The 16867-nt window shown below is 59.3% G+C and carries 16 protein-coding genes; 15 read left to right on the forward strand and 1 reads right to left on the reverse strand.

Annotated features, from left to right (window positions below):
- Positions 1 to 31 precede the first annotated feature (31 nt).
- The 11 genes from lpxD (at position 32) to AEP_RS20180 (ending at position 11272) form a co-directional block, all read left to right on the forward strand.
- Positions 32 to 1006, forward strand: coding sequence for a UDP-3-O-(3-hydroxymyristoyl)glucosamine N-acyltransferase (gene lpxD, locus AEP_RS20130; RefSeq protein ID WP_442873375.1), 975 nt, complete (start codon positions 32 to 34; stop codon positions 1004 to 1006).
- On the forward strand, positions 1003 to 1443 hold the full coding sequence (gene fabZ / locus AEP_RS20135; RefSeq protein WP_087497042.1) for a 3-hydroxyacyl-ACP dehydratase FabZ: 441 nt from the start codon (positions 1003 to 1005) through the stop codon (positions 1441 to 1443). Before lpxD ends, fabZ begins: the two co-directional genes overlap by 4 nt.
- A 10-nt stretch (positions 1444 to 1453) precedes the next feature.
- A complete protein-coding gene (gene lpxA / locus AEP_RS20140; RefSeq protein WP_087497043.1) occupies positions 1454 to 2248 on the forward strand; it encodes an acyl-ACP--UDP-N-acetylglucosamine O-acyltransferase in 795 nt (264 codons plus the stop codon).
- Between the two features lie 22 nt (positions 2249 to 2270).
- Positions 2271 to 3446 (forward strand): lipid-A-disaccharide synthase, encoded by a 1176-nt coding sequence (gene lpxB, locus AEP_RS20145; protein WP_442873344.1) that lies wholly within the window; start codon positions 2271 to 2273, stop codon positions 3444 to 3446.
- Positions 3418 to 4056 (forward strand): ribonuclease HII, encoded by a 639-nt coding sequence (gene rnhB, locus AEP_RS20150; RefSeq protein ID WP_087497453.1) that lies wholly within the window; start codon positions 3418 to 3420, stop codon positions 4054 to 4056. The genes lpxB and rnhB overlap by 29 nt, the downstream gene beginning before the upstream one ends.
- A gap of 7 nt (positions 4057 to 4063) precedes the next feature.
- On the forward strand, positions 4064 to 4834 hold the full coding sequence (locus tag AEP_RS20155) for a TrmH family RNA methyltransferase (protein WP_087497044.1): 771 nt from the start codon (positions 4064 to 4066) through the stop codon (positions 4832 to 4834).
- 181 nt (positions 4835 to 5015) lie between these two features.
- Complete coding sequence (gene carA / locus AEP_RS20160) at positions 5016 to 6185, forward strand: glutamine-hydrolyzing carbamoyl-phosphate synthase small subunit (protein ID WP_087497045.1); 1170 nt, start codon at positions 5016 to 5018, stop codon at positions 6183 to 6185.
- 5 nt (positions 6186 to 6190) lie between these two features.
- A complete protein-coding gene (gene leuE, locus AEP_RS20165) occupies positions 6191 to 6853 on the forward strand; it encodes a leucine efflux protein LeuE (RefSeq protein WP_087497046.1) in 663 nt (220 codons plus the stop codon).
- 51 nt (positions 6854 to 6904) lie between these two features.
- Complete coding sequence (gene carB / locus AEP_RS20170; RefSeq protein ID WP_087497047.1) at positions 6905 to 10159, forward strand: carbamoyl-phosphate synthase large subunit; 3255 nt, start codon at positions 6905 to 6907, stop codon at positions 10157 to 10159.
- A gap of 196 nt (positions 10160 to 10355) precedes the next feature.
- Positions 10356 to 10832 carry a transcription elongation factor GreA gene (gene greA, locus AEP_RS20175; protein WP_087497048.1) on the forward strand — a complete coding sequence of 159 codons (477 nt, stop codon included), beginning with the start codon at positions 10356 to 10358 and terminating at the stop codon, positions 10830 to 10832.
- Positions 10832 to 11272: a DUF4149 domain-containing protein gene (locus AEP_RS20180; protein ID WP_087497049.1), complete on the forward strand. Its 441-nt coding sequence runs from the start codon at positions 10832 to 10834 to the stop codon at positions 11270 to 11272. The genes greA and AEP_RS20180 overlap by 1 nt, the downstream gene beginning before the upstream one ends.
- Before the next feature lie 45 nt (positions 11273 to 11317).
- Here the strand turns inward: AEP_RS20180 and AEP_RS20185 are convergent, their stop codons facing one another.
- Positions 11318 to 11791 (reverse strand): YhbY family RNA-binding protein, encoded by a 474-nt coding sequence (locus AEP_RS20185; RefSeq protein ID WP_087497050.1) that lies wholly within the window; start codon positions 11789 to 11791, stop codon positions 11318 to 11320.
- Positions 11792 to 11809: 18 nt separating this feature from the next.
- On the opposite strand from AEP_RS20185, the gene AEP_RS20190 reads away from it, so the two are divergent.
- The 4 genes from AEP_RS20190 to glmM all read left to right on the forward strand — a co-directional run bounded on the left by AEP_RS20190 (position 11810) and on the right by glmM (position 16866).
- On the forward strand, positions 11810 to 12496 hold the full coding sequence (locus AEP_RS20190; protein ID WP_087497051.1) for an RlmE family RNA methyltransferase: 687 nt from the start codon (positions 11810 to 11812) through the stop codon (positions 12494 to 12496).
- Positions 12497 to 12628: 132 nt separating this feature from the next.
- Entirely contained in the window at positions 12629 to 14542 is a 1914-nt protein-coding gene (ftsH, locus tag AEP_RS20195; RefSeq protein WP_087497052.1) for an ATP-dependent zinc metalloprotease FtsH, read from the forward strand.
- Positions 14543 to 14607: 65 nt separating this feature from the next.
- Positions 14608 to 15516, forward strand: a complete 909-nt coding sequence (gene folP, locus AEP_RS20200; RefSeq protein WP_087497053.1) for a dihydropteroate synthase — start codon at positions 14608 to 14610, stop codon at positions 15514 to 15516.
- A gap of 18 nt (positions 15517 to 15534) precedes the next feature.
- The gene (glmM, locus tag AEP_RS20205; RefSeq protein ID WP_087497054.1) at positions 15535 to 16866 is read left to right on the forward strand and encodes a phosphoglucosamine mutase; all 1332 of its coding nucleotides are present in this window, start codon (positions 15535 to 15537) and stop codon (positions 16864 to 16866) included.
- Position 16867 lies beyond the last annotated feature (1 nt).

Genomic DNA, 16867 nt, shown 5'->3' on the forward strand with positions numbered 1-16867 from the left:
CTTGACGACTCCGGCCGTTCATGTGAAATCAATTTCTCTCGCTACGCTCGTTGAACAACTGGGTGGCGAGCTTGTCGGGTCTGGCGATGTGTTGATTTCCGGACTGGCTCCCTTGGAGTCAGCCTCCGGTACAGACATCAGTTTCCTCAGTAACCCCAAATACCAGAAGCAAATTACACAGTCGCTTGCGGGCTGTGTGATTGTGGGCCCCGCTATGGCGGCATTAGCATCGGCCCGAGGGCCGTGCATCGTTACACCCAATCCGTACCTTTATTTCGCCCGTCTGACTCAGTTCTGGCGCCAGCGGACCTCCCGTGATGCATTGGGTATTCCAGTCATTCATCCCAGCGCGGTGGTAGACCCCGAAGCCCATATTGCTGCAACGGCCCGCATCGGACCTTTGTGTGTCATCGAGGCCGGCGCAACGGTAGGCGAAGGCACCATATTGAAGTCCCGCGTCACCTTGGGCGAGGATTGCCATATCGGGGACCGTTGCATCGTCCACTCGGGTGTGGTTATCGGTGCGGACGGTTTCGGCTTTGCGCCTGACGGCGGGCGCTGGGAAAAAATTGAACAGCTGGGTGCAGTCCGTATCGGAAACGACGTGGAAATTGGTGCCAACACCTGCATCGACAGAGGTGCGTTGAGTGACACCATCATCGAAGATGGCGTGAAGCTGGACAACCTGATCCAGATCGGTCACAACGTGCGCATAGGGGCGCATACCGCCATGGCAGGTTGTGTCGGTATCGCAGGTTCTGCGACCATCGGGTCTCACTGTACGGTAGGTGGCGGCGCAATCATTCTGGGGCACCTCACCCTGGCTTCCGGTGTGCACATCTCGGCAGCTACTGTGGTCAGCAAGTCGATTCACAAGCCGGGCAACTACACCGGGATCTTCCCGCTCGATGAAAATGCAAACTGGGAACGCAACGCAGCTTCTTTGAAGCAGCTTCATAGTTTGCGCGACCGAATTAAAACCTTAGAAAAAGAGAACAAGCCATGATGGATATCCACAAAATTCTGAAGCAACTGCCGCATCGCTACCCCTTCTTATTGGTGGATCGTGTGCTGGAGTTGGACAAAGGCAAGACCATCAAGGCGCTGAAGAACGTCACCATCAACGAACCTTTTTTTGAAGGCCACTTCCCTCATCGGCCGGTGATGCCGGGTGTGTTGATGCTCGAAGCATTGGCTCAGGCAGCAGCGCTATTGGCGTTTGATGCCTTGGACACTGCGCCCAATGACCAGATGGTCTACTACTTCGCTGGTATTGACGGCGCCCGCTTCAAGCGCCCTGTTGAGCCGGGTGACCAGCTTCACTTGAATGTGGAAATGTTGCGCATGAAAGCCGGAATTTTCAAGTTCAAGGCCAGCGCTACGGTCGGCACCGAGTTGGCCTGCGAAGCGGAGTTGACCTGCGCCATGCGCGCTATCAGCTAAGGGGTGGGGCGTGTCAAACGTTCACCCTACCGCCATCGTAGCGCCCGGTGCTGCGCTCGACAGCTCGGTCACGGTCGGTCCTTACACCGTCATCGGGCCTCATGTGCGAATCGGTGCCGGCACCACGGTGGGACCGCACTGCGTGATCGAGGGACACACCACCATCGGTGAGAACAACCGGATATTCCAGTTCAACTCTCTGGGGGCGATTCCGCAAGACAAAAAGTATGCCGGTGAGCCCTGCGAACTGATCATCGGCGACCGCAACACCATTCGTGAGTTTTGCACCTTCAACATCGGCTCCCCCGGGGATGCCGGCGTTACCAAAGTGGGAAACGACAACTGGATCATGGCCTACGTTCATCTTGCACACGACTGCATGGTGGGCAATAACGTGATTTTTGCCAATAACTCCCAGCTTGCCGGCCACGTGCATGTGGGCGACTGGGTGATTCTGGGTGGCTTCACCGTGGTGCATCAGTTTGTCCGTTTGGGCGCGCATAGCATGAGCGCTATGTGCTCCTTGCTGTTTGCAGACCTGCCTCCGTTTGTGATGTGCCAAGGCCAACCGGCCGGCGCGCGGTCCATGAATTTTGAAGGTCTGCGTCGCCGTGGCTGGACCCCGGAGCGTATTTCCGGCGTGAAGGCGATTCATAAAGCTTTGTACCGGGACGACCTCACGCTGGAGCAGGCCAAAGAGCGCATTGCCACCATGGTCTTGGAGCGCCCTGAAACTGCGCCTGACGTGGCGATGATGAACGACTTCCTGGCCGGCGTATCCGCGAACCGCGGCATCGTGCGCTGAGCGTTAGCGTTCACTGCTTGTGATGGACAGCAGCCCCCGTGCGAAGGATGCGCCTGTCATCGCGATGGTGGCGGGCGAGGCTTCCGGCGACTTGCTGGCGGGGCTGCTACTGGCAGGCGTGCGTCAACGCTGGCAGGGAGCGATCGCTCACGGCATAGGCGGCCCGCAGATGGCCAAGCTGGGCTTCCAAGCTTGGTGGCCACACCACAAGTTGGCAGTGCATGGCTTCAGCTGGGAGCTGTTGCGACGTTACCGTGAAATCGTGGGTATCCGCGCTGCATTGGGTGATCGGCTTTTGGTCCATAAGCCGGATGTGTTCATTGGCGTCGATGCGCCTGACTTCAATCTTGATCTGGAGGCCCGCCTCAAGGCTCAGGGGGTCAAGACGGTGCATTTCGTGTGCCCCTCTATCTGGGCCTGGCGCCCGGAGCGGGTGGAAAAATTGCGCCGCAGCACCGACCATGTGCTGTGCATTTTTCCCTTCGAACCGGAATTGCTCGCCTCACATGGGATCGCCGCGACCTATGTGGGCCATCCTTTGGCCAATGTCATTCCCATGGAGCCGGACAGGGCAGCCGCGCGGCGTGCGCTGGGTCTCTCTGATGCCGACGAGGTGGTAGCCATCCTGCCGGGCAGTCGCCAGTCAGAAATCCGTCACTTGGCTTTCAGGTTCTTTAGGGCTGCGGCGCTTATCCAGTCTACGCGACCTGCTATCAAATTCGTAGTTCCTGCCGTGCCGGGACTGTTGCCCGAAATCGAGGCGATTGCACAGCGCAGTGGTATGGCCGGGCGCTTGCAGCTGCTGACAGGCCAGTCCCATACTGCTTTGGCCGCTTGTGACGTCACCCTGATCGCCAGCGGCACTGCCACCCTGGAGGCCGCCCTGTTCAAGCGCCCCATGGTGATCGGGTACCACATGTCTTGGTTATCGTGGCAGATCATGCGTCGCAAGCGCTTGCAGCCGTGGGTAGGCTTGCCCAATATCTTGTGCCGTGACTTTGTGGTACCTGAGCTGCTGCAGGACGCGGCCACACCGCAAGCACTCGCGGCCGGTGTTTTGCAATGGTTGGATGCGGCGCGTCAAGAGCCTGCGAGAATAGCCACTCTCGAATCCACCTTCCGCGCGCTGCACACCGAGTTGCTGCGCGACACCGCCTCCCTTGCCACCGATGCCATTGAAAAAGTCCTCCAAAGCTAAAAGCACCGTCGCTGCCAAGGTGCAGCAAGTGGCCTTCAGCTGGGACATTCCGGGACTGGTAGCCGGAGTGGATGAGGCCGGTCGCGGCCCCTTGGCCGGGCCGGTAGTGGCTGCTGCTGTCATTCTGGATGATCTGCGCCCGATTGCGGGATTGAACGACTCCAAGAAGCTCAGCGCTGCGCGCCGAGAAAAGCTCTTTGACGAAATCCGCGCCAAAGCCCTGTGCTGCTCCATCGCACAGGCCAGTGTGGAAGAGATCGACGAGATCAACATCCTGCAAGCTACGCTGCTCGCCATGCGTCGCGCGGTAGAAGGTCTGCGCCTCAAGCCGGCCAAGGTGCTGGTCGATGGCAACCGCCTGCCGGTACTGGATGTGTTGGCTGAAGCCATCGTCAAGGGCGATGCCACGGTGCCCGCCATTTCTGCTGCCTCCATCCTCGCCAAGGTCACCCGCGACCGTTGGTGCGCCGAGTTGGACGCTCGATACCCCCAATACGGCTTTGCCACCCACAAGGGCTATGGCACTGCCGAACACCTGGCCGCCTTGCAGACCCACGGTGCCTGCCCTGAGCATCGCAAAACTTTTGCGCCGGTGACCCGCGTGCTCTAAAGCCTTTATGTCCGAACCCATCCTCATCAGCTCCCGCGAGAACGCGCTCCTCAAAGAGCTGCGCAAGCTCAGCAACGACAACACCGCGTACCGCAAGGCGGGGCGCTTCTGGATTGAGGGTGACCACTTGTGCAGTGCCGCACTGGCGCGGGGCGTGGTCCCATCAGTGCTGGCGGTTTCTGAGTCTTTCTGGCCTGCAGCGCCCGTGGAGTATGCGCGAGCAGCTATTAAAACAGTAGTGATTCCGGATGCCTTGTTTCGCGAAATCAGTGGGCTGGAGTCGCCTGCCAAGGTCGGATTTGTGCTCGACCTGCCTGAGGCGGTAAGCATCGAACCCTTGGCCGCCACCGTCATTCTCGACCGGGTGCAGGATGCCGGGAACGTGGGGTCCATACTGCGCAGTGCCGGGGCGTTCGGTTTTCGTCAGGTGCTCGCGCTCAAAGGTTCGGCCGCGCTTTGGAGCCCCAAGGTATTGAGGGCCGGCATGGGCGCGCACTTTGGCCTTCGATTGATCGAGGGGCTGGAGCTGCAAGATCTGGATCCATTGAAAGTCCCTATGGTGGTAACCAGCTCGCACCAAGGCGATCTGGTGCAAAAACTGGAATTGCCTCACCCCTGTGCTTGGGCCATGGGGCACGAAGGGCAGGGCGTCTCCGAGGCGCTCATGGCCAAAGCCTCGGTTTTCGCGCGCATAGGCCAGCCGGGCGGGGAAGAGTCCCTCAATGTGGCAGCGGCAGCGGCCATTTGCTTGCATGCCAGCAGCTTGAAGCTTGCCTGAAACTGAATTCGGGTTTGCCCTCGGCTATAATCAGAGGCTTTCCAGAAAACAGCCGTCCCAAGCGCACCTCTGCACATTCCCTCGTAAAAAGCATCCGCCAGGAGTCACATCCCGCGCGGCACCCGCCAAGAGCCTGTCTTGAGCGCGTTTGGGCGTACCCGTAAAACATTCGGAGAAACCAGTGCTTTTGTCTCTCAAGGGAACCACCCCACCCGCCATCCTGGCGCTCGCAGACGGCACGGTCTACATTGGCAATTCCATTGGAGCCGCAGGCTCTACCGTCGGTGAAGTCGTGTTCAACACCTCCATGACCGGCTACCAGGAGATCCTCACCGATCCCAGCTATTGCCAGCAGATCGTCACCCTGACTTACCCCCATATCGGCAACTACGGTATCAACCCCGAAGACGTGGAGTCCAACAAGGTCCACGCCGCCGGCTTGATCATCAAGGACCTGCCCTTGGTGGCCAGCAACTTCCGCAAGACCCAGACGCTGACCGAGTACCTGGTCGCTGAAGGCACCGTGGCGATTGCCAACATCGACACCCGCCAGCTGACCCGCCAGCTGCGCACGCAAGGCGCGCAAAACGGCTGCATCATGGCATTGGCTGCCGGCGAAACGGTGACCAAGGAAGCCATTGAAAAAGCCGTGACTGCCGCCAAAGGCGCGCCCAGCATGGCGGGCTTGGATTTGGCCAAGGTGGTTTCCAGCGCCAGCAGCTATGCGTGGACGGAGGCTGAATGGACCCTGGGCCAAGGCTACGGCCAGCAAACCGCCCCCAAATTCCATGTCGTAGCCTATGACTTCGGTGTGAAGAAAAACATTCTGCGCATGTTGGCCGAGCGCGGCTGCAAGGTGACGGTGGTACCTGCTCAGACCTCCGCTGCCGAGGTGCTCAAGCTCAACCCGAACGGCATCTTCCTTTCCAACGGCCCCGGTGACCCGGAGCCTTGCGATTACGCGATTGCTGCGGCCAAAGAACTGATCGAGACCGGCACCCCCACGTTTGGCATTTGCCTGGGTCACCAGATCATGGCGCTGGCCAGCGGTGCCAAGACCTTCAAGATGAAGTTCGGCCACCACGGTGCCAACCATCCGGTCAAAGACCTGGACAGCGGCCGCGTGTCCATCACCAGCCAGAACCATGGCTTTGCGGTGGATGAGAAGTCCCTGCCTGCCAACCTGCGCCCCACGCACGTCAGCTTGTTTGACGGCACCTTGCAGGGTCTGGAGCGCACTGACAAGCCGGCTTTCTGCTTCCAGGGGCACCCTGAAGCATCGCCGGGTCCGCACGACATCGGCTACCTGTTTGACCGCTTCATCACAGAGATGGAAAAGAAAGCAGGCTGAGCAGCATGAGCTTTTACGGCGTCACTGATCTCTGGACCTACGTGATAGGCGCTTTGGGCATCATTTTGTTGCCCGGCCCGAATTCATTGTTCGTCCTGTCAGTGGCTACCGTGCGCGGAGTCAAGGCCGGTTACCAGGGCGCCATGGGCGTGTTTGTAGGTGACACCATCTTGCTGCTACTCACTGCGCTGGGGGCAGCAGGTTTGTTGCGTACTTACCCCGCCTTGTTCATGGTAGTGAAGTACGCGGGTGCTGCCTACCTGACTTGGGTGGGTGTCAACCTCGTGATCGCAGCCATCCGCAAATGGCGTAGCGAGGCTCCGGTTGCGGCCGAAGCTGCCGTGGCAGAAGCCGCAAGCAACTTGCAACAGCCTTTCAAGCGAGCGCTGGTGATCAGCTTGCTGAACCCCAAGGCGATTCTGTTCCTGCTTTCCTTCTTCGTGCAGTTCATCGATCCCGGTTACGACACCCCGGCGGTGCCATTCCTGATTCTGAGCGCCATCATCATGGTGTTCAGTGCGTTGTATCTGTCTGCCCTGATTTTTGCAGGCGCCCGCCTGGCCCAAGGTTTCAGCCGTCGGAAGCGGCTGAGCGCCACCTTGTCCAGTGCTGTGGGTGGCCTGTTTGTCTGGTTCGGCGCCAAGTTGGCAACCGCCAGCCTGAACTGACCCCGATTGAATTGATTCAAGAGTAAAAAGCCCTAAAGCTAAGAGCCCACCATGCCAAAACGTACCGACATCAAAAGCATTCTCATCATCGGCGCCGGCCCCATCATCATCGGGCAGGCCTGTGAGTTCGATTACTCCGGCGTGCAAGCATGCAAGGCGTTGCGTGAAGAGGGCTACAAGGTCATCCTGATCAACAGTAACCCTGCCACGATCATGACCGATCCTGCCACGGCCGATGTGACTTATATCGAGCCCATCACCTGGCAGACCGTCGAGAAGATCATCGCCAAGGAAAAGCCTGACGCGATTTTGCCCACCATGGGCGGCCAGACCGCGTTGAACTGCGCGCTGGACCTGTGGCATCACGGCGTGTTGGACAAGTACAAGGTGGAGCTGATCGGCGCAACGCCTGAAGCCATCGACAAGGCGGAAGACCGCCTCAAGTTCAAGGACGCCATGACCAAAATCGGTCTGGGTTCTGCGCGATCAGGTATTGCCCACAGCATGGAAGAAGCCTGGGCGGTGCAAAAGACGCTGGGCTTCCCTACCGTGATTCGCCCCAGCTTCACCTTGGGTGGTACCGGTGGCGGTATCGCCTACAACTCCGAAGAATTCGAAACCATCTGCAAGCGCGGCTTGGAGGCTTCGCCTACCAACGAGCTGCTGATTGAAGAGTCTCTGCTCGGCTGGAAAGAGTACGAGATGGAAGTGGTGCGCGACAAGGCGGACAACTGCATCATCGTGTGCTCGATCGAAAACCTGGACCCCATGGGCGTGCACACCGGCGACTCCATTACCGTGGCACCCGCACAGACGCTGACCGACAAGGAATACCAGATTTTGCGCAACGCCTCTTTGGCGGTACTGCGCGAAATCGGTGTGGATACGGGTGGGTCGAACGTGCAGTTCTCCATCAACCCCAAAGACGGCCGCATGGTGGTGATCGAGATGAACCCGCGCGTGTCGCGTTCCTCCGCACTGGCCTCCAAGGCGACGGGTTTCCCAATTGCCAAGGTCGCGGCCAAGCTGGCGGTGGGCTTCACGCTGGACGAACTGCGCAACGACATTACCGGTGGTGCTACCCCCGCGTCGTTCGAGCCTTCCATCGACTATGTGGTCACCAAGATTCCGCGTTTTGCGTTCGAAAAATTCCCTGCGGCTGACAGCCGCTTGACTACCCAGATGAAGTCGGTGGGTGAGGTGATGGCCATGGGTCGTACCTTCCAGGAGTCTTTCCAGAAAGCCTTGCGCGGCCTGGAAGTGGGCGTGGACGGCATGAATGAGAAGACCCAGGACCGTGAAGTGCTAGAAAAAGAGTTGGGCGAACCCGGCCCAGAGCGCATCTGGTACGTGGGCGATGCCTTCGCCCAAGGTATGAGCGTGGACGAAGTGTTTGCGTTGACCAAAATCGACCCATGGTTCTTGGTGCAGATCGAGCAGATCGTGAAGCTGGAACTCGAAATCGAACGTCTGCCCCAGCCCGCCAGCGGCTCTGCGCTAGACAAGATTGATGCGCCCACACTGCGTGCTCTGAAGCAAAAAGGCTTCTCGGACCGCCGCTTGGCCCGGCAATTCAAGACCACAGACAAGGCGGTACGCGAAAAGCGCCGTGCTTTGGGTGTGCGCCCCGTCTACAAGCGTGTGGATACTTGTGCCGCCGAGTTCGCGACCAACACGGCATACATGTACTCCACTTACGAGGCAGATGGCTCCGAGTGCGAAGCTGCGCCAACCGACAAGAAGAAGATCATGGTGCTGGGCGGTGGTCCCAACCGTATCGGCCAGGGTATCGAGTTTGACTACTGCTGCGTGCACGCTGCCTTGGCCATGCGCGAAGACGGTTACGAAACCATCATGGTCAATTGCAACCCCGAAACCGTATCGACCGACTACGACACTTCTGACCGTCTGTACTTTGAACCCTTGACGCTCGAAGACGTGCTGGAAATCGTAGACAAGGAAAAGCCGGTCGGCGTGATCGTGCAGTACGGTGGTCAGACGCCTTTGAAGTTGGCGCTGGACCTCGAAGCCAACGGAGTGCCCATCATCGGCACCACACCCGACATGATCGACGCGGCCGAAGACCGTGAGCGCTTCCAGAAGCTGCTGCACGCACTCAATCTGCGTCAGCCACCCAATGCCACGGCCCGTACCGAAGCTGAGGCCCTGGAAAAGGCAGCTGCTCTGGGTTACCCGCTGGTCGTGCGCCCCAGCTATGTGCTGGGTGGCCGTGCGATGGAAATCGTGCACGAGCAGCGCGACCTGGAGCGCTACATGCGCGAAGCCGTGAAGGTGAGTAATGACAGCCCTGTGCTGCTGGACCGCTTCCTGAACGACGCTATTGAGTGCGATGTGGATTGCATCCGCGATGCGACCGGCGACACCTTTATCGGTGGCGTGATGGAACACATCGAGCAAGCCGGTGTGCACAGCGGCGACTCCGCGTGCTCCTTGCCGCCCTACAGCCTGCATGCAGATACCGTGACCGAGATCAAGCGCCAGACCAAAGCCATGGCCGGTGCCCTGAACGTGGTTGGTTTGATGAACGTGCAGTTCGCTATCCAGAACGTGGACGGCAAAGATGTGATTTACGTGCTGGAAGTGAACCCCCGCGCCAGTCGTACCGTGCCATTTGTCTCCAAGGCCACGGGCATCCAATTGGCCAAGGTGGCTGCACGTTGCATGGCCGGCCAGTCCTTGGCGAGCCAGGGTATCAGCAAAGAAGTGACTCCGCCGTACTTCAGCGTGAAAGAAGCCGTGTTCCCCTTCGTCAAGTTCCCCGGTGTGGACACCATCCTCGGACCTGAGATGAAGTCCACCGGCGAGGTGATGGGTGTGGGCAAGACCTTTGGCGAAGCCTTTGTGAAGAGCCAGTTGGGCGCGGGCGCCAAGTTACCTCGCGGTGGTAAGGCTTTCATCTCGGTGAAGCAGACTGACAAGCCCCGCGCTGTGGAAGTTGCTCGCAAGCTGGTGTCCCTGGGCTTTGAAGTGGTGGCCACAAAGGGAACTGCGGCGGCCATCAACGCTGCTGGTGTGACCTGCGGTGTGGTCAACAAAGTGACCGAAGGCCGCCCACACATTGTGGACATGATCAAGAACGAAGAAATTTCCATGGTGGTGAACACCGTGGAAGAGCGCCGCAATGCGATTGCGGACTCGCGTTTGATCCGTACCTCCGCCTTGCTGGCCCGTGTGACTACCTACACCACCATTGCAGGTGCTGAGGCTGCCGTAGAGGGCATGAAGTATCTGGATAGCTTGGGCGTAATCTCTGTGCAGGAGATGCACGCAGAACTCACTGCTTAAACTTTTCAGGTTTTACCGCCGGGTCGTCCCAAAGTAAATCGCGGCCCCCTCGGTGGGGCAGCGCAGCCAACGAAGTGGCAAGCGTGGGGGGCCAATTACTTGGCATAATCGAGGCCAACCGCATAGGACAGTGCCGCGCGCAAGCGCCGCACTGTCCTTGTACTTTGAGGCTCCATAAAACCTGGCTAGAGACACCATGGCAACCTATCCCATTACCAAGCGCGGCGCTGAAATGCTCAAGGCCGAGCTACACAAACTCAAGACCGTAGAGCGTCCCTCGGTAATCCAGGCGATTGCCGAAGCCCGTGCGCAGGGCGACCTGAGTGAAAACGCGGACTATGATGCCGCCAAAGAGCGCCAAGGCTTTATTGAAGGCCGCATTCAGGAGGTCGAAGGCAAATTGTCTGCCGCCCAAGTGATCGATCCGTCCACCATCCAGGCCGACGGACGTGTGGTGTTCGGTGCCACGGTCGAGCTGGAAGACGAAGACAGTGGCCAGCAGGTCAAGTACCAGATCGTCGGGGAAGACGAGGCGGATCTGAAGCAAGGTCTGATTAACATCAGCAGTCCGATTGCCCGAGCCCTCATCGGCAAAGAAGTTGGCGATACCGCCGTCGTGCAAGCCCCCGGTGGCGAGCGCGCCTACGAGGTCGTTGCGGTTCACTACATCTGATGCGGCAACTCCCGGTCTGGTTAGCGGCAGCGTGGGCCATGAGCCTGACGATGCTGGGTTTTATGGTGGTGCCCATGTTGTTTGTGCACCTGCCTCCCCCGGCCATGGCCGGCCAGATGGCGGCCAAACTCTTCAGTGCCCAGACTTGGATTTCAGTGGCTTGCGGTGCCATGCTTCTGATGACTTTCAGGTCAAATCGCCTGTTGGTGCCCGTGGAATCTGCGCGGGCAGCTACACTTTTTGTAGTGGGTGGAGTTTTGCTGGCCTTGTTGGTGGAGCTGGCAGTGGCACCCCGCATCGTTGCCCGAGAAAACTTGGCCTTGTGGCACCGCTTGGGTAGCGTGATGTACTTCGCGCAGTGGGTGTGCGCGCTGGTGGTGTTCAAGAAAATGATCAGTGCACTCTTGCCTGCGAATGCCGGGAGCGACGTTCAGGCATAAAAAAACCGGAGCTTTGGGCTCCGGTTATCAGTAGAAAAATCCGTATCAGGTCTGGCTGCGTTTCTTGACGCTGGTCTTCGGCTTCGGCTTGGCGCGCTTGATGTTGCCGCCGGGTGTGAGGCGCTGGTTACCCAGTACGCGCAGTGTCTTGACTTCGGGGCGGGTGCCTGGGCGGCCGAACTTCAAGACCTTGAAGTCACGAGGGCCGGGCATGCGGTCTTCGTCAACCGCTTTTTCCTTGGCCGGCTTGGGGCGCCAGAGCACCAGCAGTTTGCCGATGTGCTGGATGGGCGCAGCATTGAGTTCTTCCGCCAGGGTTTTGAACATCTCGTCGCGGGCAGTGCGGTCATCAGAAAACACGCGGACTTTGATCAGTCCGTGGGCGTTCAGGGCAGCGTCGATTTCTTTTTTTACGTTGGCAGTCAGGCCATCGCCACCGACCAGAACCACGGGGTCCAGGTGGTGGGCTTCAGCGCGATGTTCTTTGCGCTGAGCGGGTGTCAATTGGATTTGAGGCATGTGGGTATTATCAACGCAATGAAAACGCAGAGCAAAAGTAACAAGCCCGATAACAAGGCGGGCAACAAAAAGGTCAATAAGGCATGGTTGCACGACCATATCAATGACCCTTACGTCAAGCTCGCAAACAAAGAGGGATATCGCGCCCGCGCAGCCTACAAACTCAAGGAAATTGACGAAGCCCTGCACCTGGTCAAGCCGGGGCAGTTGGTGGTGGACTTGGGGTGCACGCCCGGTGCCTGGAGCCAGTACCTGCGCCGCCGCATGTCACCCCAAGGGGCGGCGGTCGGTGAAATGAACGGCACCATCATCGGCCTGGATTTGCTCCCGATGGAGCCCATTGAGGGGGTGACCTTTATCCAGGGTGACTTCCGGGAAGCCGAAACCTTGGCGAAGCTTGAGGCAGCCCTGGGCGGGCAGAAGGCGGATCTGGTGGTGTCGGATATGGCGCCTAACCTCTCAGGTATTTCGTCGGCTGATGCCGCCCGGGTGGAATACCTGGTTGAGCTGGCTATTGAATTTGCCCAGAACCACATGAAGCCCCAAGGGGCTTTGGTCGCCAAGGTGTTTCATGGCGGCAGTTACAACGAGGTGGTGCAGCGTTTCAAGCAGGCGTTTGTCACGGTCAAGCCGCTCAAACCCAAAGCCTCGCGCGACCGTTCGTCAGAAACCTTTCTCATCGGGCTGGGTCTCAAGGGTTTTTGAGCCTGGGTTGACTAAACCCATGCAGTTTCTATGGCCGCGATAGCGTAAAAAACGGTGCCGCTTGCTTGAAAGGCCTAAAATGGGTCCCATGTACGCGGAGCACGGGCCTTCGCGTCCTTATTGGAGCTTCGCTTGAATAATCAGTGGTTTTCTAAAGTTGCAGTGTGGTTGGTGATCGCCTTGGTGCTGTTCACCGTGTTCAAGCAATTTGACTCACGCACCGCAGCGTCGGGCACGGTCGGCTATTCCGATTTCTTGGAACAGGTGCGGAACAAGCAGATCAAGAGCGCCATCATCCAGGAAGGGCAGGGCGGAACCGAGATCCTGGCCGTCACAGCGGACGACCGCAAGGTACGCACCACGGCCACTTATCTGGACCGCGGTCTGGTGGGTGACCTCATCAACAACGGCGTGAAATTTGACGTCAAGCCCCGCGAAGAAGGCTCTTTGCTCATGACACTGCTGGTCAGCTGGGGCCCCATGTTGCTGTTGATCGGCGTGTGGGTGTACTTCATGCGGCAGATGCAAGGCGGCGGCAAAGGCGGAGCCTTCAGCTTCGGCAAGAGCAAGGCCCGCTTGTTGGACGAAAACACCAATACTGTGACTTTTGCCGACGTGGCAGGCTGCGACGAAGCCAAAGAGGAAGTGAAGGAAGTCGTCGACTTCCTGAAGGACCCCAGCAAGTTCCAGAAACTCGGCGGACGCATTCCTCGCGGTTTGTTATTGGTGGGCCCTCCCGGTACCGGCAAGACTTTGCTGGCCAAGTCGATTGCCGGTGAAGCCAAGGTGCCTTTCTTCAGCATTTCTGGCTCCGACTTCGTGGAGATGTTCGTTGGCGTGGGTGCATCCCGTGTGCGCGACATGTTCGAGAACGCCAAAAAGAACGCACCTTGCATCATCTTTATCGATGAAATTGACGCCGTAGGCCGTCAACGTGGTGCTGGCTTGGGTGGCGGCAACGATGAGCGCGAACAGACCCTGAACCAGATGCTGGTGGAGATGGACGGCTTTGAGACCAACGTCGGCGTGATCGTGGTGGCTGCCACCAACCGCCCTGACATTCTGGATGCCGCTTTGCTGCGCCCCGGACGTTTCGACCGTCAGGTCTACGTGACACTGCCCGACATCCGTGGCCGTGAACAGATTCTGAACGTTCATATGCGCAAAGTACCCTTGGGCCAAGACGTGAGCGCCAGCGTGATTGCCCGCGGCACCCCCGGCATGAGCGGTGCTGATCTGGCCAACCTTTGCAATGAAGCCGCCCTGATGGCCGCGCGCCGCAATGCGCGACTGGTCGAAATGCAGGACTTCGAAAAGGCCAAGGACAAAATTATCATGGGACCTGAGCGCAAGTCCATGGTCATGCCCGAAGAAGAGCGCAAGAACACGGCCTACCACGAAGCCGGTCATGCCTTGATTGGCAAGATGTTGCCCAAGTGCGACCCGGTGCACAAGGTCACCATCATTCCCCGCGGCCGTGCCTTGGGTGTGACCATGAGCCTGCCTGCGCAAGACCGTTACTCGTATGACAGCGAATACATGCTGAATCAGATCAGCATGTTGTTCGGTGGCCGTATTGCCGAAGAAGTGTTCATGAATCAGATGACCACTGGTGCCTCCAACGACTTCGAGCGCGCGACATCGATTGCTCGCGACATGGTGACCCGCTACGGCATGACCGACGCCTTGGGCCCCATGGTGTATGCCGAGAATGAAGGCGAAGTGTTCTTGGGTCGCAGCGTGACCAAGACCACCAGCATGAGCGAGCAGACCATGCAAAAGGTGGACTCGGAAGTGCGCCGCATCATCGACCAGCAATACTCTTTGGCCCGCAAGCTGATTGAAGACAACCAGGACAAGATGCACGCCATGGCCAAGGCCCTGCTGGAGTGGGAAACCATCGACAGCGACCAATTGGACGACATCATGGCCGGCCGTGAGCCCCATCCTCCCAAGGACTGGACGCCCCGTACTCCGCCCAATAGCGGTGGTGGAAGTGGTGGAGCCCCTGCCGTAGCGGCAGACCCCGCACCCAACGCGGCTTGATTCGCTAGTGATCACGTGACAACAGGGCCTTCGGGCCCTGTTGTCATTGGGGATAATCAAACGCTATGCATTGGCAAACTACCCGTTTCTCGCTTGACCTCAGCCGCCCACGCGTCATGGGGATTGTTAACGTCACGCCGGACTCGTTTTCTGATGGCGGCTTGCATGCCACTAGTCAGACGGCAATGGCGCATTGCGAGACTCTGCTCAAGGATGGTGCAGACGTTCTGGACATCGGTGGAGAGTCCACCCGCCCGGGCGCGCCTCCAGTCTCGCAAGAGGAAGAGCTCGCCCGCGTTTTGCCGGTGATCCGGCATGCGGTCACTCTCGGGGTGCCGGTGTCAGTGGATACCTATAAGCCGGCCGTCATGCAGGCTGCGCTGGACCTGGGCGCCGACATCATCAACGACGTGTGGGCGTTGCGCTGGGCGGGCGATGCACAGGGCAAGACCGGCAAAGACGTCATCGCAGCGCACCCCAATTGCGGCGTGTGTCTGATGCACATGCACCGTGACCCACAGACCATGCAGGTCGCGCCCATGGAAGGCGACGTGGTGCCCCAAGTGCTATCATTTTTAGAGCTGCTCGCGCAGGATCTGCGTGTGCTAGGCATTGATCAGGCTCGTATTTGCCTCGATCCGGGCATTGGTTTCGGCAAAACGGTGCAACAAAATTTTTCACTCCTCGCACGCCAGGCACAGGCCGTTCCTCAAGGCTATGTGGTGTTGGCGGGTTGGTCCCGCAAATCGTCGCTGGCGGCGGTCACTCACACCTCTTTGGCGCAAGCGGCCGGCATGAACATCGAACTGCGCCGTGCGCCCAGCGTCACAGCAGCGGTGCTGGCTGTGCAGAACGGCGCGCATGTGGTGCGCGTGCATGATGTGCGTGATACGGTCAGCGCCCTGCGGGTGCTGGCTGCCATGCAGGCTGAAGAAATGCCCCCACGCTCCACAGCTGCTCCCGCAAATACATAACAGAACAGGAATTCCATCATGGGACGACAATATTTCGGCACCGACGGCATACGCGGCACCGTGGGCCAAGCCCCCATCACCCCCGACTTTGTGCTGCGCCTTGCGCATGCCGTAGGCCATGTGCTTAAGGAAACCGAGGCTCGCCCCACGGTGCTGATCGGCAAGGACACCCGCATTTCCGGCTACATGCTGGAAAGCGCGCTGGAAAGCGGCTTCAACTCTGCGGGGGTGGACGTGGTGCTTTTGGGCCCCTTGCCCACACCTGGCGTTGCTTATTTGACCCGCGCGCAACGTGCTTCATTGGGCGTGGTGATCAGTGCCAGCCACAACCCGTTTGCCGACAACGGCATCAAGTTCTTCAGTGCAAAAGGCAGCAAGCTGCCTGACGCCTGGGAGCTGGCGGTGGAAGCAGCCCTTGAGAAACCACCCGTGTGGGTGGAATCCGCCCATTTGGGCAAGAGTCGCCGGCTTGACGATGCAGCCGGCCGCTACATCGAGTTCTGTAAGAGCACGTTCGCCAATGACCTGACCTTGAAGGGCATGAAGATCGTGGTGGACGCGGCCCATGGCGCGGCGTACCACATTGCGCCCAAAGTCTTTCACGAGCTGGGTGCCGAAGTGATTGCCATCGGCTGCTCGCCGGACGGGCTCAACATCAACAAAGGCGTGGGCGCCACCCACCCTGAAGCGCTGGTGCAGGCTGTGAAAGACCACCGTGCGGATTTCGGCGTGGCGCTGGATGGCGATGCGGACCGGCTGCAATTGGTAGACGCCAGCGGCCGGTTGTTCAATGGCGATGAGTTGTTGTATTTGATGGCAGATGACCGCTTGGGCCGCGATGAACATGTGCCCGGTGTAGTGGGCACGCTTATGACCAACATGGCGGTGGAAGTGGCCCTCAAGGCCCGTGGTGTGCAGTTCGTGCGGGCCAAGGTGGGTGACCGTTATGTGCTCGAAGAGCTGGAAAAGCACAAATGGATCTTGGGTGGCGAGGGCTCTGGTCACTTGCTCGCGCTGGACAAGCACACCACCGGCGACGGGCTGGTATCCGCCTTGCAGGTGCTGCAAGCTTGCGCGCGTAGCGGCAAGACCGTGGCCGAGTTGCTGGCCGGCGTGACCCTGTTCCCCCAGACCCTGATCAATGTGCGTCTGACCCCCGGTCAGGACTGGAAGAGCAACACCCGCATGGCCGAAGAAACCAAAGCCGCTGAAGCCGCTTTGGGCGACAGCGGCCGTGTGCTCATCCGCGCCAGCGGCACCGAGCCTCTGGTGCGCGTGATGGTCGAAGCTCGCGATGCGGCATTGGCCCAAAGCTGCGCCCAGCGCATTGCAGACACCTTGAAGGCCTGAG

Source organism: Curvibacter sp. AEP1-3, from assembly GCF_002163715.1.
GTDB lineage: Bacteria > Pseudomonadota > Gammaproteobacteria > Burkholderiales > Burkholderiaceae_C > Allorhodoferax.

What these genes read in the sequence shown, in the direction of transcription:
- lpxB (WP_442873344.1), top strand. Translation starts at nt 2,271, where the DNA reads ATGGACAGCAGCCCCCGTGCGAAGGATGCGCCTGTCATCGCGATGGTG.
- rnhB (WP_087497453.1), top strand. Translation starts at nt 3,418, where the DNA reads ATGCCATTGAAAAAGTCCTCCAAAGCTAAAAGCACCGTCGCTGCCAAG.
- carB (WP_087497047.1), top strand. Translation starts at nt 6,905, where the DNA reads ATGCCAAAACGTACCGACATCAAAAGCATTCTCATCATCGGCGCCGGC.
- glmM (WP_087497054.1), top strand. Translation starts at nt 15,535, where the DNA reads ATGGGACGACAATATTTCGGCACCGACGGCATACGCGGCACCGTGGGC.
- fabZ (WP_087497042.1), top strand. Translation starts at nt 1,003, where the DNA reads ATGATGGATATCCACAAAATTCTGAAGCAACTGCCGCATCGCTACCCC.
- greA (WP_087497048.1), top strand. Translation starts at nt 10,356, where the DNA reads ATGGCAACCTATCCCATTACCAAGCGCGGCGCTGAAATGCTCAAGGCC.
- leuE (WP_087497046.1), top strand. Translation starts at nt 6,191, where the DNA reads ATGAGCTTTTACGGCGTCACTGATCTCTGGACCTACGTGATAGGCGCT.
- AEP_RS20155 (WP_087497044.1), top strand. Translation starts at nt 4,064, where the DNA reads ATGTCCGAACCCATCCTCATCAGCTCCCGCGAGAACGCGCTCCTCAAA.
- folP (WP_087497053.1), top strand. Translation starts at nt 14,608, where the DNA reads ATGCATTGGCAAACTACCCGTTTCTCGCTTGACCTCAGCCGCCCACGC.
- AEP_RS20190 (WP_087497051.1), top strand. Translation starts at nt 11,810, where the DNA reads ATGAAAACGCAGAGCAAAAGTAACAAGCCCGATAACAAGGCGGGCAAC.
- AEP_RS20185 (WP_087497050.1), bottom strand. Translation starts at nt 11,791, where the DNA reads ATGCCTCAAATCCAATTGACACCCGCTCAGCGCAAAGAACATCGCGCT.
- AEP_RS20180 (WP_087497049.1), top strand. Translation starts at nt 10,832, where the DNA reads ATGCGGCAACTCCCGGTCTGGTTAGCGGCAGCGTGGGCCATGAGCCTG.